General features: G+C 35.2%; 25 protein-coding genes and 1 pseudogene. 15 read left to right on the top strand and 11 right to left on the bottom strand.

Going from position 1 to position 25,495, the window contains the following annotated elements; translation table 11 throughout:
- The first annotated feature begins 34 nt into the window (after positions 1-34).
- The 5 genes from thiM to HCX49_RS09615 all read left to right on the top strand — a co-directional run bounded on the left by thiM (position 35) and on the right by HCX49_RS09615 (position 4,898).
- Entirely contained in the window at positions 35-829 is a 795-nt protein-coding gene (gene thiM, locus HCX49_RS09635) for a hydroxyethylthiazole kinase (RefSeq protein ID WP_197086323.1), read from the top strand.
- A complete protein-coding gene (gene thiE / locus HCX49_RS09630; protein WP_168126911.1) occupies positions 829-1,467 on the top strand; it encodes a thiamine phosphate synthase in 639 nt (212 codons plus the stop codon). The genes thiM and thiE overlap by 1 nt, the downstream gene beginning before the upstream one ends.
- On the top strand, positions 1,464-2,297 hold the full coding sequence (gene thiD, locus HCX49_RS09625; protein WP_168126910.1) for a bifunctional hydroxymethylpyrimidine kinase/phosphomethylpyrimidine kinase: 834 nt from the start codon (positions 1,464-1,466) through the stop codon (positions 2,295-2,297). Before thiE ends, thiD begins: the two co-directional genes overlap by 4 nt.
- Positions 2,284-2,934 (top strand): TenA family protein, encoded by a 651-nt coding sequence (locus HCX49_RS09620; RefSeq protein WP_168126909.1) that lies wholly within the window; start codon positions 2,284-2,286, stop codon positions 2,932-2,934. The genes thiD and HCX49_RS09620 overlap by 14 nt, the downstream gene beginning before the upstream one ends.
- A gap of 179 nt (positions 2,935-3,113) precedes the next feature.
- Complete coding sequence (locus HCX49_RS09615; protein WP_168126908.1) at positions 3,114-4,898, top strand: DUF4091 domain-containing protein; 1,785 nt, start codon at positions 3,114-3,116, stop codon at positions 4,896-4,898.
- A 185-nt stretch (positions 4,899-5,083) separates the two neighbouring features.
- Here the strand turns inward: HCX49_RS09615 and HCX49_RS09610 are convergent, their stop codons facing one another.
- On the bottom strand, positions 5,084-6,028 hold the full coding sequence (locus tag HCX49_RS09610; RefSeq protein WP_168126907.1) for an alpha/beta fold hydrolase: 945 nt from the start codon (positions 6,026-6,028) through the stop codon (positions 5,084-5,086).
- Between the two features lie 281 nt (positions 6,029-6,309).
- On the opposite strand from HCX49_RS09610, the gene HCX49_RS09605 reads away from it, so the two are divergent.
- The 3 genes from HCX49_RS09605 (at position 6,310) to HCX49_RS09595 (ending at position 8,518) form a co-directional block, all read left to right on the top strand.
- Complete coding sequence (locus HCX49_RS09605; protein WP_168126906.1) at positions 6,310-7,170, top strand: LytTR family DNA-binding domain-containing protein; 861 nt, start codon at positions 6,310-6,312, stop codon at positions 7,168-7,170.
- Between the two features lie 73 nt (positions 7,171-7,243).
- Positions 7,244-8,017 carry a CPBP family intramembrane glutamic endopeptidase gene (locus tag HCX49_RS09600; protein WP_168126905.1) on the top strand — a complete coding sequence of 258 codons (774 nt, stop codon included), beginning with the start codon at positions 7,244-7,246 and terminating at the stop codon, positions 8,015-8,017.
- A 162-nt stretch (positions 8,018-8,179) separates the two neighbouring features.
- On the top strand, positions 8,180-8,518 hold the full coding sequence (locus HCX49_RS09595; protein WP_132842425.1) for a cupin domain-containing protein: 339 nt from the start codon (positions 8,180-8,182) through the stop codon (positions 8,516-8,518).
- Positions 8,519-8,540: 22 nt separating this feature from the next.
- Here the strand turns inward: HCX49_RS09595 and HCX49_RS09590 are convergent, their stop codons facing one another.
- The 4 genes from HCX49_RS09590 to HCX49_RS09575 form a co-directional block, all read right to left on the bottom strand.
- Positions 8,541-9,071, bottom strand: a complete 531-nt coding sequence (locus tag HCX49_RS09590; protein ID WP_132842426.1) for a YdeI/OmpD-associated family protein — start codon at positions 9,069-9,071, stop codon at positions 8,541-8,543.
- A gap of 37 nt (positions 9,072-9,108) precedes the next feature.
- Positions 9,109-10,710 carry a Na+/H+ antiporter gene (locus tag HCX49_RS09585; protein WP_168126904.1) on the bottom strand — a complete coding sequence of 534 codons (1,602 nt, stop codon included), beginning with the start codon at positions 10,708-10,710 and terminating at the stop codon, positions 9,109-9,111.
- Between the two features lie 277 nt (positions 10,711-10,987).
- Positions 10,988-11,857 carry a hypothetical protein gene (locus tag HCX49_RS09580; RefSeq protein WP_168126903.1) on the bottom strand — a complete coding sequence of 290 codons (870 nt, stop codon included), beginning with the start codon at positions 11,855-11,857 and terminating at the stop codon, positions 10,988-10,990.
- Positions 11,854-12,555: a hypothetical protein gene (locus HCX49_RS09575; protein ID WP_168126902.1), complete on the bottom strand. Its 702-nt coding sequence runs from the start codon at positions 12,553-12,555 to the stop codon at positions 11,854-11,856. Before HCX49_RS09575 ends, HCX49_RS09580 begins: the two co-directional genes overlap by 4 nt.
- A gap of 290 nt (positions 12,556-12,845) precedes the next feature.
- Here HCX49_RS09575 and HCX49_RS09570 point away from each other — a divergent pair, with 290 nt between their 5' ends.
- The gene (locus HCX49_RS09570) at positions 12,846-13,655 is read left to right on the top strand and encodes a class I SAM-dependent methyltransferase (protein WP_168126901.1); all 810 of its coding nucleotides are present in this window, start codon (positions 12,846-12,848) and stop codon (positions 13,653-13,655) included.
- Positions 13,656-13,928: 273 nt separating this feature from the next.
- Here the strand turns inward: HCX49_RS09570 and HCX49_RS09565 are convergent, their stop codons facing one another.
- The 3 genes from HCX49_RS09565 to HCX49_RS09555 all read right to left on the bottom strand — a co-directional run bounded on the left by HCX49_RS09565 (position 13,929) and on the right by HCX49_RS09555 (position 16,775).
- On the bottom strand, positions 13,929-14,336 hold the full coding sequence (locus HCX49_RS09565) for a hypothetical protein (RefSeq protein ID WP_021188118.1): 408 nt from the start codon (positions 14,334-14,336) through the stop codon (positions 13,929-13,931).
- Positions 14,337-14,609: 273 nt separating this feature from the next.
- Positions 14,610-15,176, bottom strand: coding sequence for a DUF1772 domain-containing protein (locus HCX49_RS09560; RefSeq protein WP_206368349.1), 567 nt, complete (start codon positions 15,174-15,176; stop codon positions 14,610-14,612).
- A gap of 432 nt (positions 15,177-15,608) precedes the next feature.
- A complete protein-coding gene (locus HCX49_RS09555) occupies positions 15,609-16,775 on the bottom strand; it encodes an MFS transporter (RefSeq protein ID WP_168126900.1) in 1,167 nt (388 codons plus the stop codon).
- 105 nt (positions 16,776-16,880) lie between these two features.
- Between HCX49_RS09555 and HCX49_RS09550 the strand changes: the two genes are divergently transcribed.
- The 4 genes from HCX49_RS09550 to HCX49_RS09535 all read left to right on the top strand — a co-directional run bounded on the left by HCX49_RS09550 (position 16,881) and on the right by HCX49_RS09535 (position 19,719).
- Positions 16,881-17,276, top strand: coding sequence for a VOC family protein (locus HCX49_RS09550; protein ID WP_237682747.1), 396 nt, complete (start codon positions 16,881-16,883; stop codon positions 17,274-17,276).
- An 11-nt stretch (positions 17,277-17,287) separates the two neighbouring features.
- The gene (locus HCX49_RS09545; RefSeq protein ID WP_168126899.1) at positions 17,288-17,896 is read left to right on the top strand and encodes an HAD family hydrolase; all 609 of its coding nucleotides are present in this window, start codon (positions 17,288-17,290) and stop codon (positions 17,894-17,896) included.
- 132 nt (positions 17,897-18,028) lie between these two features.
- Positions 18,029-18,778, top strand: a complete 750-nt coding sequence (locus HCX49_RS09540) for a DeoR/GlpR family DNA-binding transcription regulator (protein ID WP_132842433.1) — start codon at positions 18,029-18,031, stop codon at positions 18,776-18,778.
- A 23-nt stretch (positions 18,779-18,801) separates the two neighbouring features.
- The gene (locus HCX49_RS09535; protein ID WP_168126898.1) at positions 18,802-19,719 is read left to right on the top strand and encodes a sugar phosphate isomerase/epimerase family protein; all 918 of its coding nucleotides are present in this window, start codon (positions 18,802-18,804) and stop codon (positions 19,717-19,719) included.
- A gap of 190 nt (positions 19,720-19,909) precedes the next feature.
- On the opposite strand, the pseudogene HCX49_RS09530 reads toward HCX49_RS09535, so the two are convergent.
- Positions 19,910-20,427 (bottom strand): annotated as a pseudogene (locus HCX49_RS09530) (ClbS/DfsB family four-helix bundle protein).
- Positions 20,428-20,897: 470 nt separating this feature from the next.
- Here HCX49_RS09530 and HCX49_RS09525 point away from each other — a divergent pair.
- Complete coding sequence (locus HCX49_RS09525; protein WP_168126897.1) at positions 20,898-21,533, top strand: DUF4136 domain-containing protein; 636 nt, start codon at positions 20,898-20,900, stop codon at positions 21,531-21,533.
- Positions 21,534-22,443: 910 nt separating this feature from the next.
- Positions 22,444-22,866 (top strand): organic hydroperoxide resistance protein, encoded by a 423-nt coding sequence (locus tag HCX49_RS09520; RefSeq protein ID WP_168126896.1) that lies wholly within the window; start codon positions 22,444-22,446, stop codon positions 22,864-22,866.
- A 68-nt stretch (positions 22,867-22,934) separates the two neighbouring features.
- Here HCX49_RS09520 and HCX49_RS09515 read toward each other — a convergent pair whose 3' ends face one another.
- Positions 22,935-24,005, bottom strand: coding sequence for a glycosyltransferase family 4 protein (locus HCX49_RS09515; protein WP_237682746.1), 1,071 nt, complete (start codon positions 24,003-24,005; stop codon positions 22,935-22,937).
- 143 nt (positions 24,006-24,148) lie between these two features.
- Entirely contained in the window at positions 24,149-25,426 is a 1,278-nt protein-coding gene (locus HCX49_RS09510; protein ID WP_168126895.1) for an adenylosuccinate synthase, read from the bottom strand.
- Positions 25,427-25,495 lie beyond the last annotated feature (69 nt).

The raw sequence follows: 25,495 nt of genomic DNA, 5'->3' as shown, positions 1-25,495 counted from the left end.
TAAAGCATTCAATCTTTTATTAAATGAAATGAATATGGAGAAAACACTTTGGATGCATATCCAACAAGTAAGAGCACAATCGCCACTCGTACATAACATTACTAATTTTGTCGTCATGAATAATACTGCCAATGCCTTATTGGCTGTTGGAGCTTCACCTATTATGGCTCATGCTAAATCTGAAGTAGTCGAGATGGTCACTATCAGCGATTCACTTGTTATTAACATAGGAACATTAGATGAAGTGTGGTCAGAATCTATGTTATTGGCTGCAAATACTGCTTCTCAATTAGGGAAACCTTGGATTTTAGATCCTGTTGGAGCGGGGGCGACATCTTATCGCGATCATATTCTAAAAGAATTGCTTCGTGAAAAACCAACTGTCATAAGAGGTAATGCATCTGAAATTATTGCACTAAACAAATCTAATCTTATAAAGACGAAAGGAGTGGATAGTACTTCTCAAAGTGGTGAAGCAGTTAAAGCCGCATTAGATCTTCATCGACAATATGGTTCCGTTGTTTGTATTTCTGGCGAAACTGATATTGTGATTTCTGGGAGTCAGGAGATTCATCTAAAAAATGGACATCTTTTGATGACAAAGGTAACCGGGTTAGGATGTTCTGCAAGTGCGATTGTTGGAGCCTTTATAGCTGTAATAGCCAATAAAACAGAGGCAGTAACTGCTGCAATGGCTCTCATGGGAGTAGCTGGAGAACTAGCTGAAAAGGAAAGTGATGGACCGGGTAGTCTGCAGGTTAAACTTCTTGATAAGCTATATAACATCACTGAAACTGAATTTGGGAATACATTAAAATTTAGCATATAATGGATTTCGATACTTCTTTTCCTTATCAGTTATATCTTGTGATTTCAGAGCAGGATTGTCGTGGAATAAATTATCTTCATGTTGCGGAGCGCGCTATTATTGGTGGTGTAGATATTATACAGCTTCGAGAAAAAGAGCTAACGACCCGTCTTTACTTGGCAAAAGCCCGCCAATTGAAAGAGATCACTGACAAATATGGGATTCCTTTAATCATCAATGATAATCTTGAAGTGGCCCAAGAATTGGGTGCGGCTGGTATTCATGTAGGTAACCATGATATTTCTCCTAGTCATATTAGAAAAGCTTGGTATAGCCCAAGACCTCTGGTCGGTTATTCTATTGAAAATCTTGAACAGTTGAAAAATGAGCAGATTCCATTATCCGATTACTTGGGTATCAGCCCTGTATTCAATACTGAAACCAAAAAGGATACCATCACAGAATGGGGCTTAGAAGGTATTGTGAATATTCGACAACGAACAGATAAACCGTTGGTTGCTATTGGCAATATCCATATACAAAATGCTCGTCGTGTTATACAGGCAGGTGCCGATTGTTTAGCTGTAGTGTCTGCGATATGTGGGAGTGAAAATCCAGAAAAAGCAGCATTTGAACTTAAAAATGAAATTTTAAAATGAAAAAATACCGATACCCAACTACGCTGACGATCGCAGGTTTCGACGGAAGTGGCGGAGCCGGAATACAAGCGGATATCAAAACTTTTTCGGCATTAGGATGCTATGCTACCTCGGTATTGACAGCATTGCCTGTGCAAAATACGATGGGAGTCCGAAAGATTTATCCCATAGCACTGGAAGCTGTAGCAGATCAGATTGAATCTATTATGGACGATGTCTTTCCTGATGCCATAAAGATTGGAATGGTCCATACACCACAATTGGTTATTACAATTGCGCAGACGCTTCAGAAATATAAAAAAGTACCCCTTGTATTTGATCCTGTAATGGTTGCTACTAGTGGCCACCGGCTTATTGAGGAACAAACTATTGCAGCAATGATCGACCTACTTTTCCCCTTAGCAGATTTAATTACACCGAATATGGATGAAGCCGGTATACTGGCCAATGCGAAAGTAGAAACATTAGAAGATATGTATGTTGCAGGGGAAAGTATCCTAGCATTAGGTTGTGAGCGCGTCTTGGTAAAGGGGGGGCATCTGGAGCAGGATACGCTGCAATCTATATTATTTGATAAAAATTGCCGTCCCGAAATATTTAAAAGTAAAAAAATTAAAACAAAGAATACCCATGGTTCCGGGTGTACGCTGTCATCTGCAATAGCCGCTTATCTGGCACAGGGGCATACGATATCTGAAGCAGTTTCTTTAGCGCAAAACTATGTTTTTGTGGCAATAGAACAAGGGGCAGATGTACAATTAGGAATGGGCAATGGTCCTTTAAATCATTTTTTTAATCCTCAAAAACAAATTAAATATGAATTGGTCTGAACAGGTTTGGAATAGTATCTCAGATAAATATCAGTCTATATTAGACATGCCTTTTATAAAGGAACTTACGACAGGAAATTTGCCTAAAGAAAAATTTCAATTTTATATGGCTCAAGATTCGCTTTATCTTGAACATTTTGGTCGAGCATTAGCCCTTATTGGTGCTCGAGCACATGATGTTCAAGATGCGCTATCCTATATGCGTTTTGGAGAAAATGCAATTGTCGTGGAAAATGCCTTGCACGACTCTTATTTTAAGGATTTTGGTGTTACCGAGAAAGGTGATATTCAGCCTGTTTGCCATCATTATGTGCATTACCTAAAAAGTACAGCAGCGCTAGATCCTATAGAGGTTGGGATGGCTGCAACTTTACCCTGTTTTTGGATATATAAAGAAGTGGGGGAGTTTATTGCCAGACAAGAAAAAGTAGTTGATAATCCTTACCAAAAATGGATTGATACATACGGAGGAGAAGATTTTGCTATTTCTGTACGGCAAGCTATTGCTATGTGTGATCAAGTAGCCGCGAATACGACTGTTGCTATTCGTTATAAGATGAGTGAAGCATTTGTTTTAGCATCTAGACTGGAGTACCAATTTTGGGAAGCCGCTTACGATCAAAAGGTCTGGAATTAACGTGTTGATAAAAATGAGCAAACGTTTGTTCTTGTTTAGCATTTGTATACATCTTAAAATTTAATTAGTTTGCTTCATATTGTGAAAATATATTTTGTGATTACTTATTAAATATTCTTGTTTAAAAAGTAATCACATCCTTATGGTAAATCTGAATTGAAAAAATAAGTTATATAAATATGAGCTTTAAGAATAAAACTTTAGCGTCAGCACTTCTTGTCGGAGCGTTATGGAGTATACAAACGGTAAAGGCACAGACGCCTGCCTTTGAAATGGTGAATTTTCAAGAAATGGCGGATCCAACGAAAGATGCATTGTCTGACTGGTCCACGGTTAAAAAAGGCTTACATAGCTCATTCGTAACAATAGATAAGCGTTATCCTAAATCGCTGGTTCCTGATTTAGAGAAGAAGTCTAGCGATGCAGTAGTTGGCTGGCGTGGCGAACGTGTTTCATCACAAGTGTTATTATGGACGAAAGATGCCGCGCCGGATGTCAAGGTGACTATATCAGATTTCAAAGGTGCAAAGGGTGCTAAAATGTCTTCAAATGTTGCTTCAGCACGTTTCGTTCGGTATGTAATGACTGACGAATTTGCCGCTGGCTGTGGATATCGGAAGAAAGAGGATTTTGCTTCTTCATTATCACCAGATATGTTAGATGATCTAACAGCATTCGATCTGGAAGCTAGCAAAGCACGTCCTGTTTGGCTGACGGTGAAGATCCCGAGTGATGCTAGCCCAGGTGAATATGAGGCTAAAGTAAGTATCGCAAGCAAAGGCAAGGTTACTGACCAATTAACATTAAAAGTTACTGTATTAGAAAATATATTGCCTAAGCCAAGTGACTGGGTCTTCCATTTGGATCAATGGCAACATCCGTCGGCCGTAGCACGTGTGCATGGTTTAGAAATGTGGAGTGATGCTCATTTTGAAGCTATGAAACCTGTTATGAAAATGTTAGCTGATGCAGGACAGAAAGTGATCACCGCAACCATGAACAAAGATCCATGGAATGTGCAGACTTATGACCCGTATGCTGACATGATTGTTTGGAACAAAAATGCAGATGGTACTTGGGCTTACGATTATAAAGTATTTGACCGTTGGGTTCAGTTTATGATGGACCTAGGCATTAAAAAAATGATCAATATTTATTCGATTGTCCCATGGAATAATGAAATACATTATCGCGATGTAGCAAAAAATGAAGTTGTCAATGTTGTTGCAAAACCAGGTACACCCGCATTTGAGGAATTATGGACCCCTTTCCTAAAAGATCTTGTAAAACATTTGGATTCAAAAGGCTGGTTGGGAATTACAAACATCGCCATGGATGAACGCACAAAAGAAGAAGTTGATGGTGCTTTATCTCTTTTGAAGAAGGTGGCGCCAACTTTAGGCGTTTCTTATGCGGATAATCAGAAAACGTATCAGCGCTATCCTGACAGTAAAGATATTAGTATTGCTGCAAATCATCCCTTTTCTCATGAAGATTTGCTAGATCGTAAAAAAAGAGGTTTGATTACTACTTTTTATGTGTATTGTGGCAATAATTTTCCAAATCAATTTACGTTTTCAGATCCTGCAGAATCCGCTTATATGGGCTGGTATGCTGAAGCGGCAGATTTTGATGGATTACTGCATTGGGCATTCAACTCATGGGTAGAAAACCCAATTTTAGATTCCCGATTCCGTACCTGGCCCGCTGGCGATACCTATATTGTGTATCCAAATGGGCGAAGCTCGATCCGTTATGAAAGAACACTCGAAGGTGTTCAGGATTATGAAAAAGTGCAAATCGTCAAGAAAGCGCTTAAGGAGAAGGGATTGACTGAGGATTTGAAGCGTTTCGAAGCGGCGATCCAGAAGTTAAATAGTGCAGAAAGAACTAAAGTTTGGAATTCAAATCTAAACGAAGCTAAGGCCCTATTGAATGAGCTATCGATTAAGATAACGAACTAATTGTAAATTCATATTAGCACTTGTTTTTGCGACTGCTATAATCATTATTTGTAACCCTCCGGAATAAGAGTTTCGGAGGGTTTTTTTTTATATTTTCGGTTTTTTGATTTTATCCTTATGGCTAATGTATGATCTTTTGTTTTGGTCAGATCAGGTCGTTATTTATAAGCTGATGATGGTTTGATCTAGTTACTGGGTTTAGAGGATCGTAAGGTACTGTTATATATCGATATTAAGGCTTCTGCAACAAGCTTTGGATCCTGTTGATGAATACCATGACTGTATTTTGGAAGTAAGATCAGCTTGCTGTTATGGTTATTTTTTATCATCTCAGCATAGTGTTCTATACGAAGTTGATCGAGTTCTTTCCACCACGGGATTAAGTTGATACCCAAGTTTAGCTCTTTATTCATCTTTGTTTCGTATTGTTCGATATGCTTACTGTATGCAATCATTACGGTAACTGGAATGTCAGGTAGTGGTGGTAAAGAAGTATAATTTTTGAAAAAATGTGGCGTACTTTCATTCAGTTCTCTCTCTGCTTCATGTCGGAAACCTGTCGATGTGGACGGGTCTTTAATGATATTTTGAAGGTTTATATTCAAAAGTTCCTGATATCCTGTTTTACTTCCTGTTTTAAACTTTAGTTCATCATCCTCTTCTTTGGTCAGCATAAAATCAGTTGGATCTATGAAAAATAAACCAGCTATTTCTTCAGGGTGTTTTGAAGCAAACAAACGAATAAATGGCCCGCCTATTGAATGTCCAACTAGGAGGTAGGGTGGGCTTATTTTTAAAGTAGTCAGTAAGTCGTAAAGTCTTTTTACGACATCGGCATCGGTTTTTACTGCACTATCTAATTCAGATTCACCTATTCCGTTTCTATCGTAAACAATACCTGCAAAGCTACCTTGAATAAATGGGAATAAACTGCCATTACTTCCTCCAGAAGAACCGAGTCCACTCTCAAATACAACAATAGGTTCGTCGATTTTTCTATTTTCAAGTCCAAATGTACGATAAGCCATTTTTTTATTGTTAATGGACACCAATTTTCGTTCCGATACCTGAGCTAAGACTGAGGATATTGCAAAAAAGGTAATGAGGAAAACAGCGGCGATTAATTTCATAAGTGATTATTAAGGGTAAGATACTTATATGTTTTTTGTAACGGTTTAATTATAGCTGAATTTGAATGAAATATTTCATTTTGTCTAGCGGTGTTCGGTAAATACCATTGAATCAGCGGTAAATGTCCATATTAATCCTGTGGAAGGAGTAAATCATCGCTATTACTTTTAGACACGATGAAATGAAGGAGCATATATAAAAATTAATTCTCAGTGTTGGATTTGTTTGTGTTATTAAACTTTTAGATATTTGGTTATTACCATTTTTAACAAAAATAGCGATGATATTAGATGCTGCTTATCCAGACAGTGAATCACATCAAGAAATTATTTTAACGTCAACACTTGTAGGCATCTTATTCTATGTGTTATTGATTATTTATCAGCCTTTTGGAACTAGCCAGTTTGAGCATACCTATAAATATTTGTTATTATTTCCATACGCAGTAATGACTTCATTTTCATTTTGTACTGTCAATCTTTTATCCTTGCAGTGGAAAAAGAAATGGACAATAGGTTTGGAATTATTTAAGGCTTTTTTAATTTTATTTCTGATTTCAATATTTGCATACTTATATAATTCATTGTATTTGAGTGAAGTGCAGCTCTCTGTTGAAAATTTTTTGTATATGTTTGCTTACACTACGGCATTAGGAATTCCAGTTTCATCTATTTATATCTTGGCACGATTTATTTACCTCAATAATAAAGATCGATCTAATGAAGTGCGAGAGAACTATCAACATATTGAAAAAACAGATAATTGTATAGAAGAGGAAGATAATTTGAAACTATGTATTGTTTCCGACTATGCTAATTTTCATCAGGAAATGGATGTTGATGATTTTATTCTTGCAGAGGCTGCCGATAATTATTGTATCCTGCATTTTTATGAAAAGGGTATTCTAAAAAAAGAAATGGTCCGGATTTCTTTGACTAAATTATTGGATCAGGTCGAGTGTGACACGATACAAAAAGTGCATCGCTCCTTTATTTTTAATTTAAGAAAGGTGACGAAATTTAAAGGGAATACTGCCGGATATAAAATATCATTAGAAAATATAGATAGGGAGGTCACGGTTTCGAGAAATTATATTACTCCGGTTATTCCTCTTTTAAAAGAGTTTGCCGTTCGTCCCTAATATTTGCTAACGACCACTTTGTTTTTCCATGGTGTTTTAAGTCGCCTATATTCGTAATTATAAAAAAACAACTATGGACAGATTAAGATTTTATTTAGTTTTCATTATTGGGTTTGTAATTTACTTTTACATTGATGCCAATTTCTTTGCCTTAATACTAAAAAGTGTATTCTCAGTGACGTATTCAAAAGCCTTGGGACATGTTACGGCATATATGATAACATTGATACCTTTATTTATTACCGTCGGGATTCTTCATAAAGATTATCGACATATTCCTGAAAAATTGGGTTTATCCGACAGTTTATCTAGGGGTATTTCCTTTGCTGTAATAGCGACATTACCCATGTTGATTGGTTTTATATTCAAATTTGACTTGAACAAGGCACTTTCTTATGATACTATAATTATCAATACAATCTCCGCTGCTTTTTTTGAAGAACTGATTTATCGTGGTTTTCTTTTTGGACAATTATACCGGTATACACAACTAGGTTTTTTTCCTTCTGTATTTTTAGGTTCATTATTATTTGGATCGGCGCATTTATATCAGGGTAATGATATCAGCGAGTTGATCCAAATTTTTATGTTGACATGTTTAGGTTCGGTTTTATTTTCCTGGATCTATGCTGAATGGAAGTTTAATTTATGGACGGCAATTTTTTTACACTGCTTTATGAATTTGTATTGGCTTATTTTTGATGTCGATACCAATGCTTTGGGGGGAGTTTATGCCAATGTTTTTAGGTTTTCAACCATTTTCATAGCAATTGGAGGTACTGTTCTGTATAAAAAATATAAACAGATTCCTTTGGAAATAACCAAGAAAACTTGCTGGATAAAATAAAGAGTTTGTGATTTCATTATTTGGGAGTGCTGTCGGGGTCTTTGACCTACAACATCAGGGTTATGCTTTGACAGTACTTTTAATAATATTCAAAGGAACTTTTTTTTAGAACGAATCATTCCTATATTTAGCGTAAGACGTATAATAAAAACAGTTTGGCATATGAAAAATGAATTATTTCACTTTGAAAATGAAAATGATTGGGAAGATTTGGGAGGAGGGGTTAAGAGGCAAGTTGCGGTACATAATGAATTTATGATGCTCACTAAGGTTAGATTTGATGAAGGCGCTAGGGGCGAATTGCATCAACATCGTCATACACAAATTTCATACGTTAAATCGGGCGTATTTCATTATACTATTGGTGATGTTGTACATGTCATGAAAGAAGGGGATAGTTGCATCATTCCTGGAAATATAGTACATGGTTGTGAGTGCATATCTGCTGGTGAACTAATCGATTCTTTTAATCCTCCACGTGAAGATTTCCTACTAAAATAGGATTTGATAATCAACTATGCTGCTAAATCTCATCTCGGTCTCCTTTAATATTTAAGGTTTTCCGACCAATAAAAGGACCTTGCCCCATTAAAAAATTTATTGCTTTTGCAATATTCCTGTTGATACTTTCTTCAGTTTTTAAGAATGAAATATATTTAATAATTTCTAATTTTAAGGATGGGGTAAGTTCATTGAATCGTTTTTCAGCGACCTGATTGTTTTTTAATGCATATACCAATTTGGGGTGCGGAATTATAATTCTTGATGCAGTATCGAGCTGTATAGTCAGTTGTAAAAGTTCACCGATTCTTTGGGGTGAATTTTTTAACATTGTTGTATTTATATAGAGCCGCCATTCTCCTTTAAATCTTAACAATGTCTGGTTATAATCTGTATTATTTACCCGACCTTTTACTGGAATCTTTCCTTTTTCCTTTTGGGCTCTTCTTAATATTTCAGATAAAACCGTCTGGGGTAAAAACACAAACGGATTTATTCCGATAATTTCTAATTTAGCTTCAAATGAAAGCAATTCTTTATTTTCACTACTCATGACCCATCTTGAATTATACTGAAAACAATATGTTTTTCTATTTGCGTTTTAATCTGGATTCTTCTAAATCAAGTGTATATTCCAGATCTTTGATAATGCTACTGTCGTAGTGTTTTTCTTCTCGCAATTTGTAAAGTCCATTTCTTCTAACGGCAACTATTTCTAGCATGATTTTATTATAAAGACTTCTTACGGCAGTCAACTGTGCACGCCTATCTTCCAGTTTAGCATTTTCAGATACATGGATACTTCTCTGTAATTGTTCTTTAATTCTTGCAATTGTTTCGTATTCTTCCATCTCCTTGCTGTAGTTGCTATCCAGATAGGCAATGGAATCTTTTGCCAATTGAACCCGAATCTCGTCAATCTGATTCTCTATAGGTTCTTCCACATCCACATCATCCATCTTTATTATTTTGATGAGAATAGGGAGTGTCAGTCCTTGAAAAACTAATGTAATTAAGATGACAACGAAGGTGATAAAGAGAATTAAATTACGGTGTGGGAATGGATCTCCATTATTTAGTGTTAATGGTATAGCCAATGCTGAAGCTAGTGATACTACACCTCTCATACCTGCCCATCCTACAACTAGTGGTAATTTCCAACCTGGGCTCTTTTCTCTTGATCGGATCTTTTTAGAGAGAAAACGGGGGAGGTACTCTGATAGATATACCAAGACAATACGCAATACTATAACAATGGCACTAATAATTAAGGCATAGTTAATCGCTTCTTCCTGTGAATACTGCCCTAGTCCTGCAACGATAACTGGTAATTCTAAACCAATTAAAATAAATACGAATCCATTTAACAAGAAACCTAATGTAGCCCAGACTTCCTTGGTTTGAATTCGGGTATGATGATTTAAATAATCGCCTGAACGGAATGATAGAAACAGTCCACCACTTACAACGGCTAATACACCTGACCAATGAAAATGCTCTGCAAGAAGGTACATGATATAAGGAGCGATCAATGTAATAGGAGTTGAGATACTTGATGATTTTGCTACATAACGCAAGAATAAATATAATATATGCGCTACTGCTAAACCTACAACAACCCCCATGATGGATAATATGACAAATTCTGAGGCTGCCTTTTGAAATACAAATTGACCTGTTAGAATCACTGCTACAGCAAACCTAAACACGGTTAAGGAGGCTGCATCGTTTACTAAGCTTTCCCCTTCTAAGAGTGTTATGCCACGTTTAGGAATCTTCACACCTTTTAATACTGAGGTAGCTGCAACAGCATCAGGAGGAGAAATAATACCGCCTAATAAAAACCCTAATGCCAAGGTAAATCCAGGGATAATATTTACTGAAAAGTATGCGATAGCAATAGATGTAAAAAACACTAGTCCAAAGCCTAAGCTCATAATGGATCGTCGCCATTTTTTTAAACTGTCCCAACTGGTATACCAGGCGGCTTCAAATAGGAGAGGTGGTAAAAACACTAAAAATACCAAATCAGGATTGATGCTGATCACGGGCATGCCTGGAATTAGCGAGATGCCTAAACCTCCAATGACCAATAAAATGGGATACGAAATTTTGATCCTTTGACTTACTACAAATAGCATCGCCATGACAAAAAATAGCGATAAAACTAATAGGACATTCTCCTCTACCATAAGTTCTTTTTAATAATTCTTAATGCACAATTGTATCCAGGTTATAAAGGTAAAACATTTCGTTTTATTGTATCTATTTAGACGCCTAAAAATAAACTGTATTTATATTTTGTTATAAAAGCGGGAGCTAGATTCCGCTATTAATGATTTATTTGATCCTGTTGACCACCTACAATTCTGAATTATTCGAATTTTATAAAGTATATTAGAACTATGAAATTCTTTGATTCGCTATTTTAATGACGTTTTATTTAGATTGTTTTCGCCAATTAGTAGGCTATTGTTTTTGAAATATTTCATAATTAAATTTCAAAACATTTAAATTCCATAAGGTTAGCGTTTGTGTTGCAGTCAATTGTTTATCAGCTTCGCTTATGATTAATTCATCACGGAATGAACGGATATATTTTGACCAATGCTCACCTTTAGAATCTTTTAGCAAAAAATAAAAACCTGCATCACCAAAACGTTGACCAGACGAATTTAATACTAATTCACCATTTACGCCAACTTTAGGAGCCATAATAACGGTGGCATTACCATGAGGTAATGGGAAAATAGCTTTTACACAATACCGGCCACTTGGCAATTGACAGATCCCATATGCTCCAGAATATATTCCTTTGCCAGTTGATGCAATTTTTCTGAGCCAGAATATATATTTAATTTGGTTCGTTTTGGCATCCAAAAGTCTTACTATTTCGCTTGTAATAGATTCCGAATTTTGCATATCATAGATTGGGATATTTAATTGATTTAACCTATTGCTGAATAATTTTTTTAACAGAAATCCAAAAACTTTAAAAAAAGAATTCCATTTTACTGAAACATTTAGATCATAATGTCCTGTTCGTTCATAAAAATCAATCACTTTAGCTGATAATCGGGCGTATTCATGCGGAGAAAAATGAAGTTGGCTCATTGTTGGTATCAATCCATGCATTTCGGATGGAGTATCAATTATTAGATTTTCTAGCTTAGCAAGTTTATCGATGTAGTTCTTATCAATTGCTTCCAAATTACCAAATGGACCCATTAACCAGTTATCATTTTTTGAGTCAATTTTTCGACCGGATAGAATTACCCATTGTTGTGTAATCCAATCTTGAATCTTTTGCATCGGATGGGCGAAACTTATTTTGATCATAGAAGAGGTATGAGGTTATTACGTCCATTCCATTCACCAAATTCAGATAAAGGCTTAAATCGCAAAGTTGTAAATTCAAAGTGAAAATCTTTGCGTTTTCGTTCCTTCATTGCATCGACATGTCTTGTCGGAGCATGAACATTACTATGCCCTAAAACCATATCAGTCATTTCTTTTTGGGATTTCCAAATTGAAAATGTAGAAACAGTTCTCGGGTGTCTTATCGATGCCAAAGAAAAAGTAGTGCCGGGATGATCACGGACCAGTTTTTCTACGGGTTTGCCCCAGCGTATAAATCTTGGAATTTCAAATAATTTCATGCGAGCTAAGGTTACTGCTACAACGGGGCTATCAAGAGGTTCGAGTTCAAGTGTTACTTCCGGAATCTGGAATTTAGTTATTTCCCCCCATTGCCTTAGAAAAATTAATCGTGTGTGCCATCCTTTGGACAATACTCTCCCAAATTTGTTTTCGATTAAGAATTGGTCAACCGATGCTTCATCGTTCCACTGTGCGAATACAGCAACCTGCTTAGAAAAAAGTCGAGAAGGAGATGTGATGGCAGAGCCTAATGTCATTGCTGTCATACATTCCATATGAATTAATCCCGAATTATGAAATGGCTTAGGCGGAGATAAAATGGCCTTTAAAGCTGATAAATAGGATGTCTTTACTAAATGGTATGTAAATATGCTCATACTCAAAAATAAGTTTAATTTATCTTATTCCTGAAGAGTAAAGGTGTATTAGATAAAATACTAAAAAAAACTTACTGTTGCCTGTGTTTTTGTTCATCTTATGTAAAAGCTAAGTTAGCTTTGAAAAATAAATTGTAGATAAGAATCTATAGGAAACCAACTGGTTTACCATATCAAATCCAACATTGTTCCTGTAATTTTTTGTAATTTAGCCTTAACCAAGGTGGGAAAATTATAAACGGGCATAAGTCATAATTTAATGAATGATTGTGTTTTTTAACAAAACTTAAATGGAAACTGAAGATAACTATATTGAAATAAATAAACATTCATGGAATAATAGAACTGATACGCATTTAAAATCAGAGTTCTACAATCTTGAAGGATTTTTAAAAGGAGCAAGCTCACTAAATCCAATAGAAATAGAATTACTCGGAGATATTGAAGGTAAAAGTATTTTACATCTGCAATGTCATTTTGGGCAAGATACCATTTCATTAGGTCGACTTGGTGCGAAAGTTACAGGTGTTGATTTATCTGACAAAGCTATTGAAAGTGCAAAAAGAATTGCTTTAGAAACAGATTCAGATGCCCAGTTTATTTGCTGTGATTTGTACGATTTAGAAAATCATTTAGATAAGCAGTTTGATATTGTTTTTACAAGCTATGGTACCATAACCTGGTTGCCTGATTTAGAGAAATGGGCAGCATTAATTTCGCATTTTTTGAAGCCAGAAGGAAAATTTATTTTTGTTGAGTTTCATCCAGTTGTTTGGATGTTTGATGATAATTTCGATAAAATTGGTTATAATTATTTTAATGTGGCTCCCATTGTGGAAACAGAAAACGGAACCTATGCAGACAAAGATGCAACTATTTCTCAGTCTTATGTAACTTGGAATCACAGTATGAGTGAAGTTGTGCGCAGTTTACTCCATCACCAAATGGAAGTTGTGGATTTTCAGGAATACGATTATTCGCCTTATGATGTTTTTAATAACATGATTGAGTTCGAAACTAAAAAATATCGGATTAAGCATTTGGACAATAAAATACCGATGATTTATTCTATCGTTGCAACTAAGAAAAAAAAACCGTAACAAATTTTCTGAAGCTATTCTTTAAGATATACTTTTAAAGAATAGCTGTGATACATACCCTATTTTCAAATACCGGGAGAGTAAGGTTTGAGAACTCTATTAACCTGTTGTTATATAAATTGTTTCGGCTTGTAAAGCGAAATTTATGACCTTTTCCGCTATTTTGATTATTATAATATTTTCCATATCATTTATTGTTCAGGCCTTTACTTGAAATAGTCATGAATAGCTTTTGCCAGCAGTAAGGATTAAATCCTTTCACGGAGATCCAAATTATAATTTTACGATCCCTTTTTCAATCATTTCTAACATTACTGGTGAAGCATTTTTAAATGTAGGTGGCTGTTCTGTAAGACTTCCTGCATTTTTTTTGTTGATTTTAAATGTTAGATCCATTTCGGTAGTGAAAAGCAAAGCAGTTATAAAAGGATTTTTAAGGTATGAACTTAAAATTGTCAGTGCTTCATCAAGAGTGTGAAAGCTCTCAATTTCTTCTGTTTTGTATCGCAATGTTAAGGCAAGTTTATACCCTCCGGTTTCTAAAATATGAAGACGGACATAAATATTTTTAAGGTCAGTATCTCCAATTGTTTTGGCCAAGGTAAGTTTTGCAAAAGTTCCTTGATTGATACTTAATTTTACGTGTTCATAAAATTCAACAAAAACAGTTTGATATGGCATTTTAATATAATTTAAACTACAAAATTACACTAAGTAGATGATAAATAGCTCCTTTTTTTACAAAAAGGCAGTAAATTTAAAATTAGTCTATTAATTATAGTCTTACAATTGAAAAATTAGGAGAGTAAAAATGTACAGTTTGTAATAAGGTCATGTGTTAAAATTAAATATCTTCAGTTAGTATTTCTGTTTTAGTTAGTAGCGGATCTTGCTAATTGCTGTTTAAATAGTGTAATTGTTGATAGGATATTGTCTCTTTTATAAGGATCTAAATCAGTCGTTTAGGAAAGTCAAAGCTATGACCAGACAGACGAAAGCTATGAATGAAGCTAATGTCCTTATATTATTCCAAAACAGCCAGGGCTTTTCAAAGATAACTCTCATTTTCTGTAATGATTCTTCCGATGCTTTTGAGATATCAAATAGTTCTATTTTATTATTCAATGGCACATTCCGTACAGCTGTAATGCCGAATACACCGATTACATAACTTATACATGAAAAAAATATCAGAAGAAATTTAGGCGAATGAATATCGAAATACATGATCGAAGATATAATAAGTGAAAATAAAGTGCCGAAAAAACTAATATAAAAAATGGAATTTAATACTTCTTTATTAATACTTTGCATTGCAGTTAGGTATTCCTTATTATTTAGTTTGGCAAGACCCAGATTCACTGAAAATGTATATGCAAAAAAGAAACCCGACATTAGACCAGATAGGATTGTTGTCACTGCTAATAATTCTTGTGCATACATAAATGAGTTAAATTTGTTCTGATTAGATGTGTCTTCTTGTACTTTTATTTTGAGAAAGTTATATCTAAATATATCCATAATAATTATATTTCAAAAATTGGATTTGCAATTCCATCTAATTTTCAACTGGGATTGGAGGAAAATTTGAGATTTGTCTCTTCATAGCGCAGTTCAAGATCGAATCGGCAACTTTACTTCTGGAGTTATTATCAATAATTAAAAGGGCTAACTTTCATTAGCCCCTTTATGTTGGGAGTTTAACTGCATCGTGATTTTTATGTTTACAACCGTCTTCTTTTTTGGTTCCCATAGCTGGTTTATTACACCTAGGTTAAGAAAACTATTTTACAACATCTCTATTCGATCAGTTTTTACAGCTTTTAGTTTTAATGTGACAGTGTTTTTTATCAGTTAACAAACAATTTAGAAGTGTACAATTACTATAAAATATTGTTTTTTAATAACGCTAAGGTCAATGTTAATTTCATGCTGGTATCACCATTTTTGTTTTTATTTACGGAAAAAATATAAGACCGCAATTAATACCATTAAAGATGCTGAAAATAAAAATGCTACTTCAAGATTGAATTGATGAGCAATTAATCCTAAGATAGCAGGTCCCATGAGTTGACCTGCATAGCCCATTGTTGTTATTGCAGGAATACTTACAGAAGTAGGGACGACCTTTATTCTGCCAGCTTCACTAAAGAATAAAGGAACAAGATTTGCAGAGCCTATTCCCAATAATAAAAAGCCAAAAAGAACGAAGGGAATCCAAGATGAATATATGGCTATTATTAACCCTAGAGCAGCTACTAGACTACCGCCAATAACAATTGTTTTTATATTCAATTTTTCAACTATACGATCCCCCATTAATCTCATGGTGGCCATGGCAATAGAGAAAGTGGCATATCCTGCTCCTGTAAATTCGACATCAATATCTTTAAGATCTTTTAAAAATACAGCACTCCAGTCTAGCATAGCGCCTTCCGAGAGAAAACTTGCAAAACATAGTAGACCAAAAAAGAGTACTGCCCTATTAAAGATCAGTTTTTTTGAACTATGTTCTAGCTGTTTTTCTGGTTTTTGTATAATCTGATATTTTTGTTCTGTAGCATGATCAAATAAAGATTTGAATTGACTGAGCACAATTAAACATAACAGGAGTGAGATTGAAATTGCCGCTATTTGAGGAACTAATCCCATTTTAATTAAAAATCCTAAACCAAGGGATCCAAATAAGCCTCCCAAACTGAAAAGACCATGTAAAGAAGACATAATCGGTCGACCATATTTGTTTTGAACTAGTATACCGTGAGAATTCATAGCAACATCTATGGCGCCAATACTAGCACCAAAAACAAATATACAGAATGCCATAAGTGAAGCAGATGAAATAATCAGCAGTAAAGGAAGTGTAAGAGCAATGATTGCTGTTGTACATAGAATCACAATTTTATTGCCATAGTGTTTTGATAAAAGACCTGTTATTGGCATCATAATTACGGCACCCAAGCCAAGAAATAAAAGTAATAATCCTAACTCGGCCTCATTAATATCCAATCTTTCCTTTACATAAGGTACCATTGGTGCCCAGCTTGAAATTGCTAATCCACACACTAAAAAAATGAATTGAGTTGCTCTTTTTGCTTTTTTTGTTTGATTTTCTATCATTATTATTTTTCTAAATGTATTTTCTAATGCTTCATACTGTTTTGCAAACATATGCAAATTTATATAAATTTGCATATGTTTGCAAAACAATTAAAAAATAATAAGATGAACATGAAAATTGAACACATTGGAATTTGGGTAGATGACTTGGAAAAAATGCGCAACTTTTACCTGACTTATTTCAACTTAGAATGTAGTGAGAAATATAGGAATTTAAAAAATGGCTTTACATCATATTTTCTCAAGTTTGGTACTTGCGTTACACGGTTAGAACTTATGAACAGACCCGATATTCTTGATGAACCGTCAAAAAGAGGTTTTAACAAAGGAATTGCTCATTTTGCTATTTCAATAGGGGGAACTGAGGCTGTTGATCTGTTGACAGAAAGGTTCCGAAATGATGGTTTTACTATTGCAAGTGAGCCGCGTACTACAGGTGATGGATATTATGAGAGTGTAGTGCTGGATCCGGAGGGAAATTATTTAGAAATTTCGGCTTAAAGATAGAAATAATGATAAAAGCTGTAATTTTTGATATTGGGGGCGTTCTTTTAGATTGGAATCCTCGCTATGTATATCGTGATATATTTCCTCAAATTGATCAAATGGAGTGGTTCTTAGAAAATGTCTGTTCTACAGATTGGAATCTGCAACAAGATAGGGGAAGATCATTTAAAGAAGGAATGTATGTGTTAAAAAAGCAGTACCCCAACTTTGAAAACGAAATCGATGTATTCTGGAAAAGATGGCCGGAGATGCTAAAAGGTGAAATTATTGGTACTGTTGCAATTCTACAGGAGTTAAAAAAAAATTATGAAGTCTATGGTTTAACGAATTGGTCTTCCGAAACGTTCCCATTAGTTAAAAATAGATTTGACTTTATTGCAGATTTTGATGGCATTATTGTTTCTGGTGAAGAAGGGTATATTAAACCCGATGAAAAGCTCTATAAAATTTTGTTGGAAAAATATAATTTACGGGCAACAGAATGCATTTTTATAGATGATAACTCCGAAAATATAAAGGCCTCCGTAAAACTTGGATTTGTTGCCATACATTTTACAAATTCAATAGCATTAACAGTGAAATTGAAAAAATTGGGGATACAGGGCATTTTGTAGCATTACTATATTTAAAAATTGGTTTGCAATTTTTTGCGAATTAAAATTTTAATGCATATTATTGCAAATGAAGTTCTGTTAGAAATAATAGAAAATCCTGTTGGCAAATCTTTATATCAGTAAGTAGTAGCTATGTTAAAAGAAAAACGATTTGAATTCATACTAAATCAACTCGAAAGTGAGGAGATGGTCAGCTATGAAGTATTAGCAGAAAAGCTCGATGTGTCCGAAGATACTGTTAGGAGAGATATTGATCATTTGCATAAAATAGGTCTTTTATCTAAAGTGCGTGGTGGTGCAATTCAACGTTCTAAAAATCCGCTTACTTTCGAAGATCGAAACAGCTATTTAAAGAGTGAGAAGGATGTTATTGCTCTTAAGGCACAGCAGTTTATAAAAGAAGAAATGACTCTGTTTATGGATGGGGGCACAACAATATGTGCCATTGTTAACTACCTGCCTACGGATATTAAGCTTAGAATTATAACAAGCAATGCCATGCTTATTCCAATTCTAGAAAACTATCCCAATATTGAATTGATTTTATTGGGGGGAAAATATCATAAACAAACAGCAAGTACAGTTGGGCAGACAACCTGTAATGAGGCAAGAAGTTACATTGCAGATCTTTATTTCATGGGGACATGTGGGGTTGATTCGAAATTTGGTATATCTGCTGTCGTTAAAGAAGATGCAGAAGTTAAATTGGCAATGCTTGCATCGGCAAAGAAAGTTTTAGCTCTTGCAAATCAGGATCGTTTAAGAGTTACAGAGTCTTTTAAAGTATGTGATGTAGAACAAATCGATGTATTGATTACCAATTTAGCTACTACAGATAAGAGCTTAGACGAATTTAGGCACCAACCGATAACATTGGTTTAAGACAAAAAAATAAAACTTAATATATGAAACTTAAATTTTTAACCTATTCACTTCTTTTTGCTGTGACAGGTATGGGTATTACTTTCAATAACGTACAGGCGCAAGAACAAATAAGAACAAAAGAAATTGGTTTACAGTTATATTCTGTTAGAAGTATGATTGGAAGCCATGTTCAGCCGGACACTTATAATGCTGATTATTTATCCGTTTTACAAAAATTGGCTAAGATGGGTTATACATCTGTTGAGTCTGCTGGATTTAAAGACGGAATGTTTTATAATACCACACCGCAGGTCTTCAAAAGTAATGTTGAAAAAGCAGGTATGAAAGTTCTTTCTTCACATGCTTCGAGAACCTTAACGAAAGAGGAATTAGCGACCGGTGATTTCTCCAAAGCCTTAGGGTGGTGGAGAGAGACTATTATAGCACACAAAGCTGCGGGCATTAAATATATTGTTACCCCATGGTTAGATTTACCGAAGACAATAAAAGATCTCGATACTGAATGTCAGTATCTCAATGAGATTGGTCAACTTTGCCGTGAATATGGTATTAAGTACGGATATCATAATCATGCCCATGAGTTTGAAAAAGTAGAAGGAAAAGTGGTTATGCTTGATTACATGATCGAACATACAAAACCTGAAAATGTTTTTTTTGAAATGGATGTATATTGGACGATCATTGGAAAAGCAAGTCCTGTAGATTATTTTAAAAAATATCCAGGAAGATATGCTACTTTGCATATTAAAGATCACCGTGAGATTGGCCAGAGCGGTATGGTAGGTTTTGATGCTATTTTTGCTAATACCGATATTGCAGGTGTTGAGAATATATTTGTAGAGCTGGAAGAAACAACTGCCGACCTGGAAGTTGGACTAAAACAAAGTATAGATTATCTACTTAAGGCACCATTTGTAAAAACAACATATCAAAAATAATTCTATCTGTAATTATTTCATAAACAAAGCCTTGTTTCAGTTAAATGAAACAAGGCTTTGTCTTTATTATTTAATTCAAAGTATTAGTTTATATGAGCGCTTGGTTTTGTATCTATTTATCTTCCCTGTTGGTAGAGTCTTCCTACTTTAAGTGTCATGTTTTTTACAGCAGAAGAGTTTTTTAGTTTTTTCATAACTCTTGATCTTGACGCTTATTGATCCACTTGCGAAGACGTCCTCTAGCATTTGTATAGGGGGAAGCGGTATTGAACTGGATCATCCTGCCCAGCGTCCATTTCTCATACCAGGCTTCAGCATATAATTCTTCATTGCTTTTGCTCTCTACGAGTGATATTAGGTCTTTTACTGTTTGTCAAATTTTTGAATCAAGATCTGGAAGTTATCCTCTTCAAAGTCCGAGTAAAACTTTTGAGCCAATTTGCCTAGCTCATTCCATCTGTAACCGGTTTCTGGAAAATCTACAGGTAGGTTATCGGTTCTCATTTTGTTCCATTTCAGGACCAGCTGTCCCCATCCTATAAGATAAGCTAAAAGATTGTTGACACTCATCATTGTTCCTTTGGCATGACCCTCAAGTTCTTTTAAGTCGCTAAGCTCGTCTGATATATTTTTAAGTTCACTGTACAACTTATCGTAATTTGCTGTAATCGCGTGAAGTAATTCTTCTTTTGTTGTAGGAATTGGCATTGAGAGTGTTCTTGAGAAGCAATTTACAAAAAAATCTAATATTTATAAGAAATTATACCTAAAGCACATTTTTTGACATGTTATAGCAGTGATAGTAGGGGAGCGTTATTTACTTACTTAGGTATCCCTCAATATCCTTATATTAAATTTATACATATCCTTTTATTCGAACCGATCTCATTGTTTTATACTGATAAAATAAGACACTGACAACATCTTAAATTCGATTTGTTAATTCATAATACCAGTTATGAAATGAATATTTTTTCATTATTAATAATCGTGATGAAAAAAGCTAAACAAAATAGGCTTAAATTATGTTCTTACATTGAAATATTGTTATCGAAAAGTATAGTATGATGTGTTTATTTTAAAATATCTTCTAGATGTTCCTATATCATCCCAATTTAGGGGGCAGAAATCCAATTAAAATCAGGTAGTAAAACAAAGAAACAATAAATTTTATAATTATGAAAAAGTTAATTTTACAGATTTGCACCATAGTGCTTATTTTTTCCAGCTGTGCAACCAGCAGTATGATTACAGGATCGTGGCGTGATCCCTCTGTCGATTTGAAGAAGTATAGTAGAATATTTGTAGCAGTTATGACAGATAATGTGCCTGCTCGTCAAAAGGTAGAAGATGAAATTGCCTCATCACTCACTTCACTAGGTTTAACGAGTGTAAAAAGTATAGATGTCTTTCCGCCTAATCTTGCAAGTATGGAACCCAAGCGCTCTGATCTGGCGATGCAAAAGGTGGCCGGAACAAATAGTGATGCCATATTAACCATTGCTTTGATTGATTCTAAGTCAGAATCAAGATACATTCCGAATGTTTCAGTTTACCCTGTGAACACTTTTGGCTATTATAGAACATTTGGTGGTTATTATGATTTTTGGTACGGTAACCTTTATAACAATGGCTATTATACAACAGAGAAAACCTACTATATTGAGACAAATCTTTATGATGTTAGTACCGGTAGACTTGTTTGGTCTACCCAGTCAGAAAGCTACAATCCTGGTTCTCTAGATAGTTTTCTATCGGGGTATAAGAAGGCTATGGCCAAGCAGTTAAAGAAAGATAATTTAATAGTACAATAGCGCATAATTCCAATATTTATATTATTTTTATCTGTAAAAAAGAGGGTATACTCTCATAAAGTCATGGCAACGGACAAAGTTTAATCAAATTAAAAACAACGATCAGGGATTTATCCTTTTACAAACAAAAATTATGTCTATCAGTCAACTATAAAAATTGCTATATCAAGTCTGGAGGAAACGGAGTATTATCAGATAATCAACGGTAATTATTATCAAATGGCCTGTTTGAAGCCTAATTAAGTACTATTATGTTGTACAGCATAAATAACTTTTCATTGTTAATGATTTGATTGAAGTGAGGCTCAAGAGTCTCTTCGTGAGTTTTCAAGATAGAAAGTTTGACAAACCAATCACAAGGGTAGAAGGAAGCTAGGGAACGAATTTGGAATAAAGCCGTACAAAAAAATAAAATATTATTTTTTATTATCTGATAATTATGTTTATATTCACATAACCTTTCATAAAATTGCACACAGATAACTTGTTGTGCTCCAAAGCCTCCAGACCTGGAGGCTTTGCTGTTTTTATCTTTTTTTAGGTGAGGGATGGAGTATTGTTGATACACCTAAATTTGTTACAAACATGGCAAGATGTTGAAAAATGTGTTATAGTTCAAATAACAGCTAACGAAAAATCAATTAGCTTGCAACATTAGACTCATTTACTAAAAATGCTATGACATCATTTGGAAATGCCACTTGTATAAGTTGATGTAGACAAGTATTTGTCAATATTGGGTAAAATCTAGTTGTATTGCTAGATATTATATTGTGCGCAATATAATTTTATTAAATTTGTATTGTAATTAAATGACAGGATAATATATTCTTTAACGATATGGAATGCAAAGCTTATCGGTGGGGACGCGGTCAAATTAAAAAAAGCATTAAACTTTAAATATATAACAATGAAAAATTTGTATACAATAGGTGCGACAGCTACTGGCGGTAGAAATGGGCAAGTTAAAAGTGAAAATAGTGTGTTGAATCTTGAGGTGCGTATGCCGAAAGCCTTAGGGGGAGCTAACGATGATTATGCCAATCCTGAAATGTTGTTTGCGGCAGGATATGCAGCGTGTTTTGACAGTGCACTGAATTTAGTGATCAAACAGTCAAAAGTGCAAACAGGGGAGACCACTGTTACGGCAAAAGTGAGTATAGGGCAATTGGAAAACGGTGGTTTCGGATTAGCAGCTGAACTTCAAGCCAACATCCCGGGAGTCTCATTGGAAGAAGCGCAAGCATTAACAGAAAAAGCACATCAAGTATGTCCTTACTCTAACGCTACTCGAGGAAATATCGAAGTTAAGATAAGTGTTTCAAATCAATAAAATATGCCTCCAGCCCTCGCTATATGAAACTAAAGTGGAAGCTGGAGGTTATTTGTTTTAAATAAGATTTATCTGTTTAAAATTTCTCTATATACTGCTAAATAGTTCTGACACATTCTTTCCTTGGAAAAGTGATCCTCCACTTTTTTGCGACATGCTTTTCGGTTGATGAAACCGATATTTTTAACCATTTCTACGGCCTCGTCAATGTTTTCAGCGAGAAATCCATCTTGTTCATGATCGATTAGTTCGGGCATACTTCCTTTGTTAAAGGCAACAACTGGTGTGCCAGATGCCATCGATTCGACTACTGATAAACCAAAGGGTTCCTTAAAATTTATAGGGTGTAACAATACGCTGGCATTTGAGAGTAATTCATTGCGTCTTTCCGGACCAACGGAACCTATATATTCAATTTTACCGGGTTTTAAATGGGGCTGGATATGCTGTCTAAAGTAATTTTCATCTTGAATAATACCAGCTATGATTAGACGTTTTCCCAAGGCTTGGGCTATTGCTATAGCTTCTTTAGCTCCCTTATCATGATGGATTCTGCCGTAAAACAATAAATAATCCTGAGGGTTGTCGTTAAAAGTAAACTGTCCAAGGTCAATCCCATGGTAAACGGTAGCAATATAGTCCAATTCTTCCGCACGATCGGCATTGCTGATGGATACATAATGACCGTCTATATTATGCTTTTTATATACAGGAAGGATACTTCGGGACGAAAAACCATGGATCGTGCTTACGACAGGTGTCTGCACCAATCTGGAATAGGAAAGGGGAAGGAAATCAAATTGATTGTGTATAATGTCAAATTCGCGCGCATTTTCGAAGCACTCTGAAATATGCAACGATTCCCACACTTTGGCATTGATGTCACGATCTTCTTCATATCCTAAGAGACAAACAGCTTGGAGACGTGCTTTGGTAATTGAATTACCGGTCGCAAATAATGTGACTTCTACACCTAATTTTACAAGTTCTTCAGTAAGTAATGAGGTAATCTGTTCCCATGGACCGTAGTGAACAGGAGGTGTCCGCCAAGCGATTGGCGCAAGCATTGCAATCTTCATACCTCTACAACATACGATACCTGCTTTTGTTATTATTAATCGTTTTTGTCTAAGCCTCATTTATAAATACGATCGATTTGAAATGCACTATTTGAAGATGTCTTTGGGTTGGCAAATCGCTCTGATTTGAAAAAGGGGGTGTCCTAAATTGTTGGAAACCCCCTTTTATCATTTATCACCTATTTTTATAGGTGTTTTCAACCTTAATAAAGCTTCAAAGTTTGCTTCCGATCTGGGCCTACAGATAAAAATTTAATGGGAATTTGCAGTTCTTTTTCCAAGAAATTAATATATGCTTTGAGCTTCAGTGGAATTTCGGAAACATCGGTGACTGTGCTGATATCTTTATGCCACCCGTCTATTTTCTTCAATATAGGAGTTGCTTGTTGAGTAATTAACTCATAAGGCATATAATCGATCACTTTACCATGGTGGCGATAATGGGTGCAAGCAAAGATGTGATCTAAACCACTGAGAACATCTGCCTTTGTAATCACCAATTGAGTCACACCATTAAGCATTAGGGCATATTTTAGTGCAGGTAGATCGATCCATCCAGTACGGCGGGAACGACCGCTTACTGCACCAAATTCTTTGCCTGTTTGACGGATCTGCTCTCCTGTTTCATTGGCCAACTCTGTTGGGAAGGGACCACTGCCAACACGGGTGCTGTATGCTTTAAAGATACCGATCACCTCACCGATTTTGTTTGGAGCAATCCCTAAACCTATACAAGCACCTGCTGTTGTGGTATTGGATGAGGTAACAAAAGGGTAGGATCCGAAATCAAGATCAAGCAAGCTTCCCTGTGCACCTTCGGCTAAAACCCTTTTCCCTTCCTGAAGATAATGATTGACCAGATGTTCCGAATCCACCAGAGGATAATGCTTCAAGTGTTCGATTGCATCAAAAAAAGCAGTTTCATTTTGAATCGTATTCACTTCTACCTGATAAAATGAAGCAAGCATTGCTTTATGCTTTGTTAACAATTTTTGATAACGTTCTTTAAAATCTGGGAGCAAAATATCGCCTACTCGGAGTCCGTTACGTCCTGTTTTGTCCATATACACCGGACCAATACCCTTTAAAGTAGATCCTATTTTGTTCGTGTCTAGATTTTGTTCGGATGCCGCATCAAGCAAAAGATGTGATGGTAAGATTAGATGTGCTTTTTTTGAAATCAGTAGGTTACCTTTTTTCAATAAGTCGTGGCCGGCTTTTTTAAGCATATCCAGTTCTTTGATTAAACTGATCGGATCCAGAACAACTCCATTTCCGATCAGGTTCATGGTATGATCGGAAAAAATGCCGGAAGGAATCGTATTTAATACAAATTTTTTACCGTCAAATTCTAACGTATGACCTGCATTGGGGCCGCCCTGAAAACGCGCTATGAGATCATAATCTGTACTTAACACATCAACAATTTTCCCTTTACCTTCGTCGCCCCATTGGAGGCCTAATAATACATCAACTTGCATAATCGTATGTTCAAATATTTAATACGACAAAGTTCGGGAGAAAGGGTCAGGCTACACTTGCCAATTGGC

Origin of the sequence: Sphingobacterium sp. B16(2022) (assembly GCF_012030425.1) — a bacterium.
Classification (GTDB): Bacteria; Bacteroidota; Bacteroidia; order Sphingobacteriales; family Sphingobacteriaceae; genus Sphingobacterium; species Sphingobacterium anhuiense.
The sequence above is the reverse complement of the archived record's forward strand: the minus strand, read 5'-3'. Positions and strand labels throughout refer to the sequence as shown.